Annotated in this window: 14 protein-coding genes; 4 read left to right on the top strand and 10 right to left on the bottom strand. The window is 45.7% G+C overall.

The annotated features are described in order from the left end of the window. Nucleotides 1-67: 67 nt before the first annotated feature. Nucleotides 68-1,579, bottom strand: coding sequence for a glycerol kinase GlpK (gene glpK, locus HGT73_RS10275; protein WP_214214483.1), 1,512 nt, complete (start codon nt 1,577-1,579; stop codon nt 68-70). A gap of 25 nt (nt 1,580-1,604) precedes the next feature. Further along, nucleotides 1,605-2,456, bottom strand: a complete 852-nt coding sequence (locus HGT73_RS10270) for an MIP/aquaporin family protein (RefSeq protein WP_214214481.1) — start codon at nt 2,454-2,456, stop codon at nt 1,605-1,607. Nucleotides 2,457-2,798: 342 nt separating this feature from the next. Between HGT73_RS10270 and zapB the strand changes: the two genes are divergently transcribed. Continuing rightward, on the top strand, nt 2,799-3,038 hold the full coding sequence (gene zapB, locus HGT73_RS10265; protein ID WP_214214479.1) for a cell division protein ZapB: 240 nt from the start codon (nt 2,799-2,801) through the stop codon (nt 3,036-3,038). A 42-nt stretch (nt 3,039-3,080) separates the two neighbouring features. Here zapB and rraA read toward each other — a convergent pair whose 3' ends face one another. From rraA to priA, 6 genes are all read right to left on the bottom strand, one after another. Next, entirely contained in the window at nt 3,081-3,578 is a 498-nt protein-coding gene (gene rraA, locus HGT73_RS10260) for a ribonuclease E activity regulator RraA (protein ID WP_214214477.1), read from the bottom strand. Between the two features lie 132 nt (nt 3,579-3,710). Then, a complete protein-coding gene (gene hslU / locus HGT73_RS10255) occupies nt 3,711-5,045 on the bottom strand; it encodes an HslU--HslV peptidase ATPase subunit (protein WP_214214475.1) in 1,335 nt (444 codons plus the stop codon). Between the two features lie 3 nt (nt 5,046-5,048). After that, the gene (hslV, locus tag HGT73_RS10250) at nt 5,049-5,585 is read right to left on the bottom strand and encodes an ATP-dependent protease subunit HslV (RefSeq protein WP_214214472.1); all 537 of its coding nucleotides are present in this window, start codon (nt 5,583-5,585) and stop codon (nt 5,049-5,051) included. Between the two features lie 87 nt (nt 5,586-5,672). Continuing rightward, nucleotides 5,673-6,740 (bottom strand): cell division protein FtsN, encoded by a 1,068-nt coding sequence (gene ftsN / locus HGT73_RS10245; protein WP_214214470.1) that lies wholly within the window; start codon nt 6,738-6,740, stop codon nt 5,673-5,675. Between the two features lie 157 nt (nt 6,741-6,897). Further along, nucleotides 6,898-7,902 carry a DNA-binding transcriptional regulator CytR gene (locus tag HGT73_RS10240; protein WP_214214467.1) on the bottom strand — a complete coding sequence of 335 codons (1,005 nt, stop codon included), beginning with the start codon at nt 7,900-7,902 and terminating at the stop codon, nt 6,898-6,900. Nucleotides 7,903-8,049: 147 nt separating this feature from the next. Next, nucleotides 8,050-10,245: a primosomal protein N' gene (priA, locus tag HGT73_RS10235; protein ID WP_214214465.1), complete on the bottom strand. Its 2,196-nt coding sequence runs from the start codon at nt 10,243-10,245 to the stop codon at nt 8,050-8,052. A gap of 231 nt (nt 10,246-10,476) precedes the next feature. Here priA and rpmE point away from each other — a divergent pair, with 231 nt between their 5' ends. After that, nucleotides 10,477-10,689, top strand: coding sequence for a 50S ribosomal protein L31 (gene rpmE / locus HGT73_RS10230; RefSeq protein WP_214214463.1), 213 nt, complete (start codon nt 10,477-10,479; stop codon nt 10,687-10,689). Nucleotides 10,690-10,769: 80 nt separating this feature from the next. Here the strand turns inward: rpmE and metJ are convergent, their stop codons facing one another. After that, on the bottom strand, nt 10,770-11,087 hold the full coding sequence (metJ, locus tag HGT73_RS10225) for a met regulon transcriptional regulator MetJ (RefSeq protein WP_214214461.1): 318 nt from the start codon (nt 11,085-11,087) through the stop codon (nt 10,770-10,772). Nucleotides 11,088-11,344: 257 nt separating this feature from the next. On the opposite strand from metJ, the gene metB reads away from it, so the two are divergent. Both metB and HGT73_RS10215 read left to right on the top strand, forming a co-directional pair. Beyond that, nucleotides 11,345-12,508: a cystathionine gamma-synthase gene (gene metB, locus HGT73_RS10220; protein WP_214214459.1), complete on the top strand. Its 1,164-nt coding sequence runs from the start codon at nt 11,345-11,347 to the stop codon at nt 12,506-12,508. A gap of 2 nt (nt 12,509-12,510) precedes the next feature. Beyond that, complete coding sequence (locus HGT73_RS10215; protein ID WP_214214457.1) at nt 12,511-14,946, top strand: bifunctional aspartate kinase/homoserine dehydrogenase II; 2,436 nt, start codon at nt 12,511-12,513, stop codon at nt 14,944-14,946. 99 nt (nt 14,947-15,045) lie between these two features. On the opposite strand, the gene ppc is transcribed toward HGT73_RS10215, so the two are convergent. Continuing rightward, nucleotides 15,046-17,697: a phosphoenolpyruvate carboxylase gene (gene ppc, locus HGT73_RS10210; protein WP_214214455.1), complete on the bottom strand. Its 2,652-nt coding sequence runs from the start codon at nt 17,695-17,697 to the stop codon at nt 15,046-15,048. Nucleotides 17,698-17,885: the final 188 nt, after the last annotated feature.

Here is a 17,885-nt window from a genome sequence, read left to right as displayed (position 1 = left end):
AGCACCAGTGTAACATAGTGAGCCGCGCGACGGTGATCTCCTGCCATCGAGCAGGAGGCCATGAGTGCTATTCTTCTTTTTCCCAGCCTTTGACGCGAGAGACCGCTTTTTTCCAGCCGGCGTAACGATAATTACGCTCGGTAGTCTCAATGGAGGGGCGGAACGTTTTTTCAACAATAGACTTAGCACGAACTTCCTCGAGATCATTCCAGAAACCTACTGCAAGACCAGCTAAATACGCAGCCCCCAGCGCGGTCACTTCTTTGACTTGTGGGCGCTCGACATGTGTACCCAAAATATCGGCTTGGAATTGCATTAGAAAGTTATTTGCTACGGCTCCGCCATCGACTCGCAAAGTTTGTAGGCGAGTGTTGGCATCATGCTGCATGGCTTCGAGCACATCTCGAGTTTGGAAAGCGATAGATTCTAACGTAGCACGAATAATATGATTGGTGTTGGTCCCACGAGTAAGACCAAAAATAGCGCCCCGGGCGTAAGGGTCCCAATAGGGGGCGCCTAAGCCGGTGAAAGCGGGGACCATATAAACGCCATCAGAATTTTTTACTTTATTAGCAAAGTATTCTGAGTCGTCAGCATCATTGAAGAGCTTTAATTCATCTCTCAGCCATTGAATCGAGGCCCCACCGATGAATACGGCGCCTTCTAATGCGTAGTTGACCTCTCCACGTGGACCGCACGCAATGGTAGTCAGTAGCCCATTTTTCGAGGTGATCGCTTTTCTACCCGTATTCATCAACATAAAGCAGCCGGTGCCATAGGTATTTTTGGCCATCCCTGGCTTAACACAAAGTTGTCCATAAAGAGCCGCTTGTTGATCGCCAGCAATGCCTGCAATAGGAATACGTGTTCCGCCTTTACCACCGATATTGGTCTGACCGTAGATCTCGGATGACGCTTTGACCTCGGGCAATAGTTCTCGTGGAATATCGAGCAGGTCGAGCATCTTTTGATCCCACTCAAGCGTATGGATATTGAATAGCATGGTACGTGATGCGTTGGTGTAATCCGTAATATGAACTCGGCCTTGGGTCATTTTCCAGACAAGCCATGTATCGACAGTTCCAAATAAAAGCTCGCCTCGTTTTGCGCGTTCACGCGCGCCTTCAACGTGGTCGAGAATCCACTTAATTTTAGTTCCTGAGAAGTAAGGATTAATAACTAAACCTGTTATATTGCGAATATCATCTTCATAGCCTTCTTCTTTGAGTTCACCACAGTAATCGGCGGTACGTGGATCTTGCCAAACGATGGCATTATAAATCGGCTTACCACTTTGTTTATCCCAAATAATGGTTGTTTCGCGTTGGTTGGTAATACCGATAGCAGCAACTTCATCTGAATGAATACCAGCATGGGCTAAGACTTCAATTAATGTCGAGCTTTGTGAAGCCCAAATATCCATGGGATCATGTTCTACCCAGCCGGTTTTCGGATAGAGTTGGGCAAATTCACGCTGAGAAACGGCAATAATATTTGCATCATGGTCAAGTATGACCGCTCGAGAGCTTGTGGTGCCTTGATCTAACGCGACGATATATTTCTTTTCTTTTGTAGACATAGTCAGTTCCTCTTCGCCCTGAGTATTAGCGTTTCTGTTCTTGAACCGAGGTTTGGTGAGCTTGGGAGCGTTCTTGTGTAATGCCTGTCGTTAAGGGTAAATGGCGACCAATCATTGTGCGGTAAAGTAATGCACCAATAAGCGCACCCACAATTGGTGCAAAGAGCGGAATTAAGAAGTAGGGCATGACCTTTCCACCCGTTAAGGCAATATGTCCCCATCCGGCTAACTCTGCAAAAATTTTAGGTCCAAAATCACGAGCAGGATTTAAAGCAAACCCCGTAAGGGGACCAAAGGCTGCACCGATAGCAGCGACTGATAGACCAATTAATAATGGCGCTAACGGGCCACGGGGAATACCGTTGCCGTCATCGGTCAACGCCATGATAACGCCCATTAATACCGCTGTGATGACCATTTCAATGAAGAAAGCCTGCGCTAAAGAAAGACGTGGATCGGGATAAGTCGAAAAAATTCCTGCCATCGGTAAGCTATCAATAGTACCGCGTATTATATGATGGGTTTGCTCATAGTCGATAAACAGGTTTTGATATAAAGCATAGACAAGGGCGACAGAACAGAATGCTCCGGCAGTTTGTGCGCAGATATAGGGAACTAGTTTACGGGCTTCAAAATTTCCAAATACACAAAGTGCAATACTGACCGCTGGGTTGAGATGAGCGCCGGAGACCCCAGCACTGACATAAGCCCCCATTGTCACAGCGAGTCCCCAAACAATACTGATTTCCCATTGGCCAAAATTAGCGTTCGCTAATTTTAATGCTGCGACACAACCCACGCCAAAAAAGAGAATTAGACCCGTTCCGATAAATTCTGCAATACACTGCCCGATGAGTAGGTGGTGTGTTTTACTCATAGTGGACTCCTTGGTAGGGAGAGACATGACGACAGTTACTCTTCGTTAAATCTCTATTGTATTTTTCTTGTGAATTTATCGTTAACGAAAAAAAACGCAAAATACCGCACGTAAAAAGTGTGTTGTTGCTCATGAAAATGTGCGTTTTCGCAATGCTTTAATTTTTCTCACACTTTTTCACTGAGAAAAATAGGCCAGACTTCTCCTGAAATGGTTTCCCCTCTGGACTTGCACCGTCTGGCTCCATACAATCAGACTATCAGCGTAGCTTTACAGTGCATCACTGCGATACATTGAAAGGATGCGGTTATCAACGCCTGGCGTTAATTGGAGAGAGTAACAATGTCATTTGAAATGTTTGAAAAATTAGAAGCAAAAGTGCAGCAGGCGATTGACACTATTACCCTGCTACAAATGGAAATTGAAGAATTAAAAGAGCAAAACAGTGCCCTTAAGCAAGACGCACAACAAGCCGCTGGCAATCATGAGTCGTTAACGCGTGAAAATCAGCAGTTGAAAGAGGAACAAACGCAGTGGCAAGAGCGCCTGCGTGCTTTACTCGGTAAAATGGACGAAGTATAGAGAAAAGATGGCGGGCAGCTCAGCTGTCCGCCGTAACGAGGCTTACTCGTCTTCAGCGCCTTCAGCCAATGGTGTGTCTGAAAGGATAATGCCGGTATTGTCAGCATAGATATAATCCCCAGAAAAAAACGTCACGCCACCAAAATTGACGCGAATATCGCTTTCTCCCAAGCCGTCACCAGAAGCGCCCGCAGGAATGGCCGCAACCGCTTGGATACCGATATCCAGCTCAGCCAATTCGTCGACTTGACGCACTGAACCGTAAATAACAATTCCTTCCCAATGGTTATTTGCAGCAAGCTGAGCAAGTTGAGCATCCAGTAAGCCACGTCTTACCGAGCCCCCGCCATCAACAAGTAGAACTCTACCTGAGCCATCCTCGTCTAACAGATCATAGAGTAGCCCATTGTCCTCGAAACATTTTACTGTCGTGATTTGACCACCAAAAGAGGTACGCCCACCAAAGTTAGAGAACAGTGGTTCAACCACATTCACTTCTTCGTGATAAATATCACAGAGCTCGGAAGTATCATATTTCATCGTCGTTTCATCTGGTTGCCAGAGGTAGAGTGAGTATATCTCTTTCTAGGAGATGCGGCAAAGGCCTTGGGTACGTTTTGGCGGGAGGGGATTCACCCAAAGATTATCTCTTTGGGTGAAAGACAGGATGTGTTAGAGAATAAAGCGGCTTAAATCTTCGTCCGCGACTAATACATCGAGATGTTTACTCACATAATCAGCATCAATCGTTACCGTTTCCCCAGCGCGGTCGCTGGCTTCAAAAGAGATATCTTCTACTAGCTTTTCAAGTACGGTATACAGACGACGAGCACCGATATTTTCGGTTGTTTCGTTGACTTGCCATGCGGCTTCAGCAATACGACGAATACCATCGTCGGTAAAGTCGATATTAACGCCTTCTGTATTCATCAGAGCCTTATATTGCACAGTGACGGACGCTGTCGGCTCGGTAAGAATACGCTCAAAATCATTAACAGTTAGTGCTTGCAGCTCAACGCGGATCGGTAAGCGACCTTGTAATTCAGGAATAAGGTCTGAAGGGCTTGCGACTTGGAAAGCACCAGAAGCAATAAATAGGATATGGTCTGTTTTTACCGTGCCATGCTTAGTGGAGACGGTACAGCCTTCCACTAGCGGTAATAGGTCGCGTTGTACTCCTTCACGGGAGACATCCGGTCCAGAGGATTGGCCACCACGCTTACAGATTTTATCGATTTCATCGATAAAGACGATACCGTGTTGCTCAACGGCTTCAATGGCCTGTTGCTTCAGCTCTTCAGGGTTAACCAAGCGTGCTGCTTCTTCTTCAATCAGCAGTTTCATGGCTTCTTTAATTTTCAGCTTACGCGATTTTTGTTTTTGGCTACCCATATTTTGGAACATGGATTGTAGCTGATTGGTCATCTCTTCCATGCCAGGAGGCGCCATAATCTCAACGTCCATAGGCGACGCGGCTAAATCAATCTCGATTTCTTTATCGTCTAATTGACCTTCACGTAACTTTTTACGAAAAGATTGACGAGTCGAGGATTCTTCTTGAGTCCCTTCAGACTGCCCCCAATTATTTTTCGCTGGGGGAATCAGTACATCTAGAATGCGGTCTTCAGCATGTTCAACTGCGCGCGCTTTATTTTTTTCGATCGCTTGTGAACGTACCATTTTCACGGCGGCTTCAGTTAAATCACGGATGATAGAGTCGACTTCTTTACCGACATAGCCCACTTCCGTAAATTTAGTGGCTTCCACTTTAATGAACGGCGCATTAGCCAGTTTCGCAAGACGGCGAGCAATTTCTGTTTTACCCACCCCCGTCGGGCCAATCATGAGGATATTTTTCGGTGTCACTTCGTGGCGCAGCTCATCGTTAAGCTGCATACGGCGCCAGCGGTTACGTAGCGCGATAGAAACTGCACGCTTAGCATTGTCTTGGCCAATGATGAACCGATTAAGTTCGCTAACGATTTCGCGAGGAGTCATTTCAGACATAATTTACTCCTTATCCCCTGAGTTGAGTTCTTCGATCGTGAGATTGTGATTAGTATAAATACAGATATCACCAGCAATCTCGAGTGCTTTTTCAGTGATCTCACGAGCATCTAATTGTGTGTTTTCTAATAATGCGCGGGCGGCAGCTTGAGCATAAGGACCGCCTGAGCCGATAGCGATCAGGTCGTTTTCTGGCTGAATAACGTCACCATTACCACTAATAATGAGAGAGGCATTCTCATCGGCTACCGCAAGCAGAGCTTCCAATCGACGTAGCATACGATCAGTTCGCCAATCTTTTGCTAATTCAACAGCGGCTTTAACCAAATGGCCTTGGTGCATCTCTAATTTACGCTCAAAAAGCTCAAATAGCGTAAAGGCATCAGCAGTGCCTCCGGCAAAGCCCGCAATGACTTTATCGTTATAAAGGCGACGTACTTTTTTCACGTTACCTTTCATTACCGTATTTCCGAGCGTCGCTTGGCCGTCACCACCAATGACGACTTTGCCGTTACGTCGTATGCTTACTATCGTTGTCACGGGCTGCCCCTTTATCTTTAGAAATAAAAACTCCGCGACGAAGCGCGGAGTCACTTATTGAAGCATATGGGGGTGGGATAAAAACTTTCAACCCCCAACAGAAAGAGTTATACAGTTTGTATGTCCAGAATTTTTTAACTCTTTAATAACGGAATCAACTTTAGCCCGCTGATTATAAGGTCCGATAACGACGCGGTTCCACCCGCCCCCAGTGGTGACTCGGCTTTCAAATCCTTCAAAAGCCAGTTTTGCACGAGTCGATTCTGCCTGTGCTGCACCTTTGAAAGATCCACATTGAATCAACCAATGTTTAGATGACGATTCTGGCGTTGTAGGAACAGTTTCTGATGCAGAAGCCGTTGATCTCTCAGATTGTGAGTAACTCGGTTTTGCCGCAGTAATCGGTGCGCCGTGCTGCTGTTGCTGCTGGAGTTGACGCTCTAATTGTTGGCGTTGTTTTTGTTGATCGCGATAGAGCTGTTGTTGGCGATCAAGTTGTAAGCGTTTTTGTTGTTCTGCGTAAGCTTGTTGCTGGCGATCATGTTGTAATTGCAGTTGACGATTTTGCTCTTGCAGTTCTCTATTTGCCGACTGAGAGGGTCGTGATTGGTTAAGCTGCTGCTGTTGGGAAATAAACTGCTGCTCTTGTTGTTGATATTTCCGTTGTAGGGCAGCATTTTGCTGTTGTTGACGTAATGTCTGCTCTTGCTGCTCAGGAGTTTGTTGGTTCCAAGGTACTTCACTTAATTGCGTCGGTTGCTGGCGCATATCTTCAGCCATTTGTGCTAATAGCTGACGCTGCTCATCGGTAAGCTGAGTCGGCGATTTTACTTCGCCACCGGCTGTCGGCTCAACTGGGCTTGGTACCGTAATTTGGCGATTTTCTAACTCTTTAATATATTTCCAACGCTCTTCCGGTTTTGGGGGTAATCCATTGGTTACCGTTTTATGAGGCACCATTTCTTTTTCCGCTTGCTTTTTGTGGTGGGCAAGCACAGCCAATGCACCAATGAAAAGGACTAATGCCGCTGCCGCAATACCAACAATTATCTTAGAAAGACCAGAGTTTGCTTTGGAATTTTTACGTCGGTTATTATTTCTTTTTCGCTGCGTTGTTGATGAACGTTCGCGTCCTACATAGTCTTTTTGTGCCACACCGGTACCGATATTATTTAAGCCAGCTTAAAAGGCAAGATTGCCTGAAGAATTGATTAATAACAATTACTACTATGTTACTTAACCGAATGAAGTTTGACCAGTAAACTCTAGTTGAGATTTTGATTATTCGAGGATAATTTTTCAGTATTTATGGTTAGCGCGTAGACTGCCGTAAAACTAGCTCCGTTTCCAGAAGGTAAGAGCGATTGGTTATAGGTTTTCCTTCCATAAGATCCATTAATAATGTAATCGCCATTTCCCCTTGAGCCATCCTAGGCTGTGAAATAGTCGAAAGAGGGGGATCGGCATACTGACACTCTTCGACACCATCAAAACCGATTACTGACATTTGTTTTGGAATAGCGATACCTAATTGTTTAGCCCGATATATTACGCCCAGTGCCATTTTATCATTATGACAAAAGATGGCGTCAGGTGGAGGGGTTAGTTGCATAAGATGGTCGGTAGCCGAAATACCGGACGTAAAGGAAAAATCGCCACGTACTAAATAGTAAGGGTTTAAGGTTATGTTATTACGTTTTAAGGCTTGTAGATAACCTTGGCGTCGATATTGACACAACGTTAACTCTTCGGGGCCAGTTAAGCACGCTATACGTTGATGGCCTCGTTGTATTAAATAATCCACTGCATTGAAGGACGCGGTTAAATTATCAATATGAACGGTAGGAAAAAGTGTTTCTGACGAATAAGGATTGATGACAACAATCGGAGCTGTTCGACTGTTGGCGAGATGATCGGGGGATATGCCGATACAGATTAGCCCATCATACCCTTCAGGAACTCCCTTAGCGTGCTTGAAATCGCGCTCAACAGATTGATAAGCACAATCAAATAAGTAGATGGTACAGTGTTGTTTTTTCGCTTGTATTTCAATACCGCGGATCATTTCGCTATAAAAGCTATCTGTAATATCTGAAATAATCACCATGACTTTACGCCAAGGCAGATTTGCACCCTGAGGTAAGATTCGGCTAAGTGGGTAGCCTAATGCATGAGCCGCTATTTCAACACGTTGCCGTGTTTTAGCCGATACTTTTTCAGGTGCGGTGAACACGCGAGAGACTGTGGCAGCAGAAACACCGGCTTGCAATGCAACATCTCTCATGGTAGTTGAGGAGAGATAAGGGATATTTTTCAATGCGTAACTCCTCGTTGAACGATCTGCTAAGTTAACGTGATACACATCAATGGTGGTTAATTCACACCATGTAGATCGTAACAAACAGAAATAACTAATTGTTATTCATCGATTAACTTTAAGAGTTACTTCACAAATTTTTACCTGTCAGCTCTCTATAGGGTCAATATCTAATGACCACTTCACTTTTTTTTCACCGATAACGGTTCCTATCAACGATAGACTTTGTGTGAGCAGTTGTTGAAGACGAACGCGTGAGGGGTGTTGAATAACCAATTGCCAGCGCCAACGACCTTGCCGTTTGGCATGTAATGCAGGAACAGGGCCAATCACCCAACACTCTTGCTCTTTTAATGGACTTGCTTCGATTAAATTACGCAGTTGTTGCAGAAAGCGCTCTACTTGAAGGCTATCGTGATGTTCAGCACGGAATATAGCCTGGCTTGTATAGGGAGGAAGTTGTAGCTGTTGGCGTAGAGCCAACGTCTCAGAGGCAAATTGAAAATAGCCTTTTCCCAGCAAGGTTTGAAGTAACGGATGCTCAGGCTGATGAGTTTGTAACACGACCTCACCTTGTTTTCCGGCTCGTCCGGCTCGTCCGGCGACCTGTACATAGAGCTGGGCAAAATGTTCTGTTGCACGAAAATCAGCAGAAAACAGCGCGCCATCAACATCTAATAGTGCCACTAAGGTTACATCTGGAAAGTGATGGCCTTTCGCGAGCATTTGTGTGCCGATGAGAATCCGGGATCCTCCTTGATGAATTTGTTCTAGATGCTGTTCAAGCATTCCTTTTTTACGTGTTGTATCCCGGTCAATACGTGTGAGAGGCGTACTAGGGAATAACCCATGTAAATGCTCTTCAAGCTGCTCTGTTCCTAGACCGGCGGGCATGAGATGTGAAGAGCCGCAGTCGGGGCACTGCCAAGGAATCGGTCGCTGGCTATCGCAGTGGTGGCAGCGTAGGCTTCGTTGTTGCTGATGATAAGTATAATAGTGATCACAGCGTTGACACTCTGCCAACCACCCGCAATCGTGACACAACAACGCGGGCGCGTAGCCACGACGATTGAGAAATAATAGTACCTGATTGCCTGCCTGAAGATGGGTATGGATCTTCCTAATAAGCGGTGGCGACAGTCCAGATTGTAAGCTGACAGATTTTAGATCGATTAACTGTTGTTGTGCCGTCGTGGCATTGCCTGCACGACGGGTTAGATTGAGCTGTCGATATTTCCCGATTCGCACATTGTACAAGGTCTCTAATGCAGGAGTCGCTGATCCAAGGATGACAGGAATGTTTTCTTTATTTGCTCGAAATACTGCAAGGTCACGAGCGTGATAGCGCCAACCTTCCTGTTGTTTATAGGAACTATCATGTTCCTCATCGACAATAATAATGCCCGGTCTGGCGAGCGGCGTAAAAAGTGCTGATCGGGTACCGATGATGATGGCGACTTGACCCTTCTTACTTTTCAGCCAGACATTAAGGCGTTCGGTATCATTAAGGCCCGAATGAATAACTTCAATTGGAGCCTGAAAGCGTTCTCGAAAACGGGCAATTGTTTGTGGGGTTAAGCCGATCTCGGGAACCAATACTAGCGCTTGTTTACCTTGCGCTAAGACGTTTTCTAAGACACTGAGATAGACTTCTGTTTTACCAGAACCGGTAATTCCAGCCAGTAACCAAGGACTAAACTGTTGATCCGTGCTGTGTATTGCCCCTACCGCGGTGGCTTGTTCAGTGGTTAACTTATATCGTTCACCTAACACTTGAAAGTGTGGTCGCCAATCATTAGTTTCTTCAGGGAGTTCAACGAGGTCGCACCATCCTTTTTTCCGTAAGGCTTGTAAGGTGCTTTCGGTAATATCGACGGTCGCGACCGCAGATCGTAATAGCCCCCGTTGTCGTAGCAACGTTATGGCTTGGCGCTGTTTCTCTGCGCGTTTTATACCACTAGGATCAACGGTACGCCCCAGCTCTGTCAGTCGCCACTCGTAGATGATCGGCGAGCGCGCCGCTTTACCTTGACGCAGAGGGATCGGAATTGCATGAAACAGAATTTCACCTAGAGGATAGTGATAGTAGCGATTTGCCCAAGTGAGTAATGCCCATAAAGACGATGAGAAAAGGCTGTCAGTGTCGATAATCTCATCAATCGGTTTAAGTTGTGCTGGGCTCAGATCACTTTTATCGCTATGAGCCACCACAATCCCTATCATTTTTCGGCGACCAAAACTGACGCGTACTCGACATCCTATTTGGGGAGTCGAAGAGGTATCGGCCGTATAGTCGTAGAGTTTTGGGAGAGGAACCGGTAAAGCTACCTTAATGATGGTCATGCATTACTCATTTTCAGTGAACTTAAACGACAAGTGTAACGTTTCTCGCGAACTGATTGAAATCGTCATTTGCATGTTGTTGTCTATTTTCTGTATAATATGTCGCCTTCGTTAGACAGCGGATTTATTTCGCGCGAAGACATACACTTAATTATATTATTAATCGCGTGTGGTGCTGTGCAAGCTGGGCTTGGCACGGAGAGCGACACGGCCTTCTACTGAGGTTATCCCATGAAAAAAGGTATTCATCCAGAATATAACAAAGTTACCATTTCTTGTTCTTGCGGTAACGTTATCGAGACTCGTTCAACCCTGCGTCAACCATTAAACTTGGACGTATGTGGTAACTGTCACCCATTCTACACCGGCAAGCAACGTGTTGTAGACACTGGTGGCCGTGTTGATCGCTTCAACAAGCGTTTCAGCATCCCAAGCTCTAAATAAGTTTCTTTACGTGCGGGTGTCAGATCCGCAGTACGAAAAAACCCGGCTAAGCCGGGTTTTTTTATGGGAAAATTTTAGCGTTAGTATTCCCATGTATCAGGATCAATTCCCATTTCACGCATAATGAGTTTTGCCGTTTCAGGAATTTCATCGCTTCTTTCTTTACGTAAATCGTTATCATCGGGCAGAGGTTGACCAGTAAAGGCATGCAGAAAAGCTTCGCATAGTAGTTCACTGTTAGTCGCATGACGCAAGTTATTCACTTGCCGACGAGTCCGCTCATCCGTCAGTATTTTTAATACTTTTAGTGGGATTGATACAGTGATTTTCTTAACTTGCTCACTTTTTTTGCCATGTTCAGCATAAGGGCTGATATATTCGGCATTCCACTCGGCCATGGGGTACCTTATTTTAAATGTTAAGTACGGGAATTCAGCGTATTATGCCAGATATTGCAGATAAAACTGGATTTATCGGTCTATAACCGTCTAAAACAAATAATCTCTTCTAAGACCTGACTTTCTGTGCTGATTTTACCCTTTATCGATGTATTGCTCAATCTACACTCATACCTATTTGGATGTCTAGATGTGTTGACGTCTATTTTCCACAAGGCTATGCTAGAGACCACTTTCTGACTCTCGGTTTATTTTCTATGACACAATTCAAGCAGGCGACAATTGCGGTACGCAGCGGTTTAAATGAAGATCACCAATATGGTTGCGTCGTACCCCCTATCCATCTTTCGACGACCTATAATTTTACTGATTTTAACCAACCTCGTGCTCATGACTACTCTCGTCGTGGCAATCCTTCGCGGGATGTTGTTCAGCAAGCCTTAGCTGAGCTAGAAGGCGGTGCTGGTGCAGTCATGACTAATACTGGGATGTCAGCGATTCTGCTTGTCACGACCGTGTTTCTTAAACCGGGGGAATGGTTAATTGCCCCGCACGATTGCTACGGTGGAAGTTATCGATTGTTTGATAGCTTACAAAAACGCGGTGCCTTCAACGTGAAATTTATTGACCAAGGAGATCCTAGAGCGGTCAGTGAAGCACTTGCGTTAAACCCTAAACTCTTCTTGATTGAAAGTCCGAGTAATCCTCTGTTACGGGTCGTCGATATTGAAGGATTATGTAAAGCGGCTCGCGAAGTTGGGGCAACAACGGTTGTTGATAATACGTTCTTAAGCCCTGCGTTACAAAATCCTCTTCAGCTCGGTGCTGATTTGGTGGTGCACTCTTGTACCAAATATTTAAATGGGCATTCTGATATTGTCGCAGGAACCGTTATTGCTCGTGATCCACAACATGCCAAAGATTTAGCGTGGTGGGCGAATAATATTGGCGTAACTGGTGCAGCATTTGATAGTTATCTTTTATTAAGGGGTATGCGTACCTTATCGTTGCGGGTAAAAGCGGCCCAAGAGAATGCACTCGCGATTGTGGATTATCTGAAAAAGCAACCTTTGGTAAGTAAACTGTACCATCCTTCATTGCCAGAAAACCAAGGTCATGAATTTGCGCGTCGTCAACAGCGAGGCTATGGAGCGATGTTGAGCTTTGAGTTAGCCGGTGACGAAGCGATGGTTCGCCATTTTCTGAAATCACTTCACCTTTTTACCCTCGCTGAATCACTAGGGGGTGTAGAAAGTTTGATTTCCCATACGGCGACCATGACGCATGCAGGGATGTCTGCTGAGGCTAGAGCCGCGGCAGGTATTTCGGAGACATTACTCCGTGTTTCAGTGGGAATTGAAGATCATCATGATCTTATTGCAGACCTTGACCAAGCATTTCAAAGTCTATCGAAGGAGTAATTATGGTCAATGGTGTCGATCTGCAAAGCGAAAATAGACGGCAGTTACATAAATTTGGTGGTAGTAGCCTTGCCGATCGGCGTTGTTACTTGCATGTCGCTGAAATTATGGCGGAGTATAGTCATGCTGGAGACCTTATGGTGGTTTCTGCGGCTGGAAGCACGACTAATCAGCTGATTAATTGGTACCGTTTAAGCCAAACCGATCGACTTTCCGCTTTCCACGTCCAGCAGCATCTCAGACGCTACCAACTTGAACTGGTGGAAAGCCTGCTTCCTCCTGAGTTAGCTGAAACTGTCGCGACTCAATTTGTTGCGGACTTAGAGCAGCTCTCTATTTTGCTTGATGGTGAAGGCAGCGATGCGCTTTATGCCAATGTGGTTGGCCACGGGGAGTTATGGTCCGCACGTTTAATGAGTGCGGTCTTAAATTACTCAGGTATTGATGCTCAATGGATAGATGCTCGGACTTTTTTACGCGCAGAACGAGCAGGGCAGCCTCAAGTAGATGAAACAGAGTCTTTTCCGCTGTTCCAACCTATTTTGGCGCAATACCCTCATAAACGCCTTGTGATTACTGGTTTTATTTCAGCTAATCGTGCCGGAGAGACGGTACTTTTAGGGCGCAACGGTTCTGATTATTCTGCAACGCAAATCGGGGCGTTGGCGGGGGTAAAACGCGTTACGATTTGGAGCGATGTTGCTGGGGTATACAGTGCTGATCCACGCGTAGTTTCGGATGCTTGTCTACTGCCATTATTACGCCTGGATGAGGCAGCCGAGCTGGCTCGCTTAGCCGCACCGGTATTACATGCACGAACTTTGCAACCGGTAGCAACCAGCGATATTGATTTGCAGTTACGTTCCAGTTATCAGCCTGAAGCCGGCTCAACGCGAATAGAACGAGTATTAGCTTCTGGTACAGGAGCGCGGATTGTCACGAGTCATGAGGAAGTCTGTTTAATTGAAGTACAAATCGGCCCTCGTCATAACTTTGAACAGTTATTAAAAGATATTGATCTCTTTTTGATCCGTACCCAACTTCGTCCCCTCGCGCGTGGGGTACACAGTGATCGTCAGTTATTACAACTATGTTATGCCTCAGAATTCGTTGAGAGCGCCTTATTCCAATTGCAGGCTTCAGGGTTACCCATTGGATTGCGATTACGGGAAGGACGTGTATTAGTCGCGATGGTGGGGGCCGGTGTCACGCGTAATCCTTTACACTGCCACCGTTTTTGGCAGCAAATTAAAGACCTTCCGGTTGAATTTGTTTGGCAATCAGAAGATAAACTGAGTTTAGTCGCGGTACTTAGAAAAACACCGCTTGCAGCTGTTGTACAAAATCTTCACCAATCCCTTTTCCGAGCCGAGAAACGTGTTGGTATTGTCTTGTTTGGTAACGGTAACATCGGTTCTCGTTGGTTAGAGCTCTTTGCCCGTGAACAAGAAAATCTTTCCGGCCGTACTGCTATTGATTTTGTCCTGGCCGGTATTGCCAATAGTCGTCGCAGTCTACTGAGTTATGAAGGGTTAGACGCTGTACATAGTTTGACGGATTTTGATCGAGACGCGACAGTGTTGGATGAAGAGTCTTTATTCCTTTGGATGCGAGATCATCCCTTCGATGATTTAGTCGTGATGGATGTGACTGCAAGTGAGACTTTAGCAGAGCAATATCTTGATTTTGCCAGTTATGGTTTTCATGTGATCAGTGCCAATAAAGTGGCGGGTGCTGCCCCTAATCAGCGTTGGCGACAGATTCGAGATGCCTTTGATAAAACCGGTGGGCACTGGTTAACTAATGCAACCGTCGGAGCGGGTCTGCCGATCAATTATACTGTGAGAGATTTACACAATTCGGGGGATAAAATTCTCTCGATTAGTGGCATTTTCTCAGGAACCCTCTCTTGGCTTTTCTTACAATACGATGGCACCACACCGTTCAGTCAATTAGTGGATCAGGCTTGGCAACAAGGTCTCACAGAACCGGACCCACGCATTGATTTATCGGGTACCGATGTTATGCGTAAGCTGGTTATTTTAGCCCGTGAAGCAGGATCGGACATTGAACCACACCAAGTAAAGGTTGAGTCGTTAGTCCCTGAGAATTGTCGAGAAAATACCATGGACTATTTCTTTGAGAATAGTGATGCCTTAGATGATCAGATCCAACAGCGTTTTGAGGCGGCACAAGAATTAGGGTTGGTATTACGTTACGTGGCCCGGTTTGAGGCGCGTGGTAAAGCAAAAGTCGGTCTTGAGGCACTGCGCCCTGACCATCCATTAGCCGTGTTATTACCGGGCGATAATGTTTTTGCGATCGAGAGCCGTTGGTATCGGGACAATCCTTTGATTATACGTGGTCCAGGGGCTGGTAGAGATGTGACCGCAGGCGCTTTACTCTCCGACCTTAATCGATTAGCCAAACTCATTTAATTAAGATTAAAAAAGCACCTTCTCTACACCGAGCCTAAGGAAATCGTTAACCTTTACGCTCGGTGTAAATAGCGGGTGCTTTTGTCTGTCGCCTACACTTTAGCCTGTATTACGCATTCCTGCAGCCACACCGGCAATGGTGACCATTAATGCTTGTTCCACATTAGGGTCAGCAGGCAAATTATTCGCTTCCGCATGGCGTGCACGATGTAATAATTCAGCTTGTAAGACATTCAGTGGATCCGTATAGACATTGCGTAGTGCAATGGACTCCGCAATCCATGGGTGATCAGCCATCAGGTGTGCATCGTTTGCGATAGTTAATACTGTTTTGATATCTTCCGACAACTGTTCACGTAGCTGTTTGCCCAGTGGCCATAGCGCTGGATCGACTAATCGTTGGTCGTAATATTCTGCTAACCATAAATCAGCTTTTGCAAAGACCATCTCTAGCATACCGATACGCGTTGAAAAGAAAGGCCAGTTGCGGCACATTTCTTCGAGGTTTTTTTGTTGGCCTTGGCGGATAGCATTGGTTAATGCAGCCCCCGCACCTAACCAAGCAGGTAGCATTAAGCGGTTCTGGGTCCAAGCAAATATCCAAGGGATTGCACGCAATGATTCAACGCCACCGGTTGGACGTCGTTTGGCAGGGCGTGACCCTAAGGGCAGTTTACCCAGCTCTTGTTCTGGGGTGGCTGAACGGAAATAGGGAACAAAATCTTTGTTTTCACGAATATAGCCGCGGTACATATCACAAGAGTCTGCAGACAGTTGTTGCATTACCTCACGCCATTCTGGTTTCGGCTCCGGTGGGGGAAGCAAATTAGCTTCTAAAATGGCACTGGTATAGAGGGTTAAGCTCGCAATAGTGATTTCGGGTAAGCCGTATTTGAAACGGATCATCTCACCTTGTTCAGTCACGCGAAGCCCACCGCGTAAGCTACCAGGAGGTTGAGAGAGCAAAGCCGCATGAGCCGGTGCTCCACCACGACCAATGGAACCACCCCGTCCGTGAAATAGTGTGAGTGCGATACCTGCCTTTTCACAGGTTTTAATCAGTGCATCTTGAGCTTGGTACTGCGCCCAGCTGGCAGCCATGACACCCGCGTCTTTCGCGGAGTCAGAGTAGCCAATCATGACCATTTGCTTACCTTGAATAAAGCCACGATACCAATCAATGTTTAGTAGCTGAGTCATAACGCTATCGGCATTATTTAAATCATCAAGCGTTTCAAAGAGCGGCGCAACCGGCAGAGCATAACGAATACCAGACTCTTTGAGTAATAGATGAACGGCAAGAACATCAGAAGGCGTTTTAGCCATTGAGATCACGTAGGCAGCAATCGAACCTTGAGGTACCTCTGCGGCCACTTGACAAGTATCTAGCACTTCTTGTGTCGTATCACTCGGTTGCCAATGACGAGGAAGGAGAGGGCGAGGTGAGTTGAGCTCTCGAATTAAGAAGGCTTGCTTATCGGCTTCAGACCAACTTTCGTAATCACCTAATCCCAAGTAGCGGGTAATTTCAGAGATGGCTTCAGTATGACGAGTGCTTTCTTGGCGTAAATCAATACGTACTAGCGGTACGCCAAAGCATTTTACGCGACGCAAGGTATCGAGTAGATGTCCATTCGCGATGGTTCCCATGCCACATTTTTGTAAGGACTGATAAAGAGCATATAAAGGAGTCCAAAGCTGTTCGTTACTCACAATAACATCTTTGGGTGGAGTGACTTCTTTATCTTTTAGGCGTGACTCTAAGTAATTTTGTGTCGAGATAAGCTGTGAACGAAGACGTTTTAGAATAAAACGATAAGGCTCCTGTACCTCAGCATCCTGACATAACGACCTGACTGTCTCATCACAGTTTGACATTGAGAGTTCAGAAATGAGTACCGTCATATCTTTAATGAAAAGATCGGCCGCTTTCCAGCGGCTGAGCCGGATTGCTTGGCGGGTAATCGTAGCGGTAACGTTTGGGTTACCATCACGATCTCCTCCCATCCAAGAGGTGAATTTTACCGGCACAAAATCTACAGGCAGTGTGATCCCGAAATTCGCTTGAACTTGCTCGTTTAATTCACGTAGAAAAGCCGGGACACCTTCCCACAGACTATTTTCTACGACAGCAAATCCCCATTTCGCTTCATCAATCGGCGTCGGTCGCTGTTTACGGATCTCATCGGTATACCATGCTTGCTCAACGAGCTGACGAAGACGGCGCATGATTTTTGATGTTTCATATTCCGTTAAATCATTATGATCCAGTCGGTCAAGACAGTTGTTCACTTCTACTAATTTATGGATTAACGTCCGGCGAGTAATTTCTGTCGGGTGCGCGGTCAGTACTAATTCAAGAGACAGCGCTTCAATTGCCTGACAGATATCTTTTTCAGTAATATTTTCGATCTTCTTCAGTCGCTCAAACGTCGTCTGTAAGATTTCTGGTGGGCTTTCACCCGGCGACTGGTGTGAAATTGTTTGGTATTGTTCAGCAACATTCGTCAAATTGAGAAACTGGCTAAATGCACGGGCAACGGGCAGCAGTTCATCATTCGATAAATTTTGTAAGGTGGTGAGTAGTGCTTCTCGGTCTTCCTCGCTACCGGAACGGGAGCCTTTAGAGAGTTTTCTTATCGATTCAACACGTTCTAAGATGTCATCGCCTAAGGCATTTTGTATTGTCTCGCCAAGCAGTTTGCCAAGCATACTGACGTTACTACGCATAGCTGAATATTGTTCGTTCATGTGACGCTTCTACCCCTTACCTGTTAGCTGCCCATTAATTTTTGTTATTGGTTTTCTGTATACCTATCTAGCCATGTTACTGAATAAACGTCAAATTTGAGAAAAATATTCAGTCAGTTATCCTTATAGGGAATTAGTTGGTTTTCATATTTTTATGGCTAATTATGCTGAATTTCCACTCCCTATAA

Source organism: Rosenbergiella australiborealis (assembly GCF_018494035.1).
Classification (GTDB): Bacteria; Pseudomonadota; Gammaproteobacteria; order Enterobacterales; family Enterobacteriaceae; genus Rosenbergiella; species Rosenbergiella australiborealis.
This window is presented reverse-complemented; position numbering and strand designations above follow the sequence as displayed.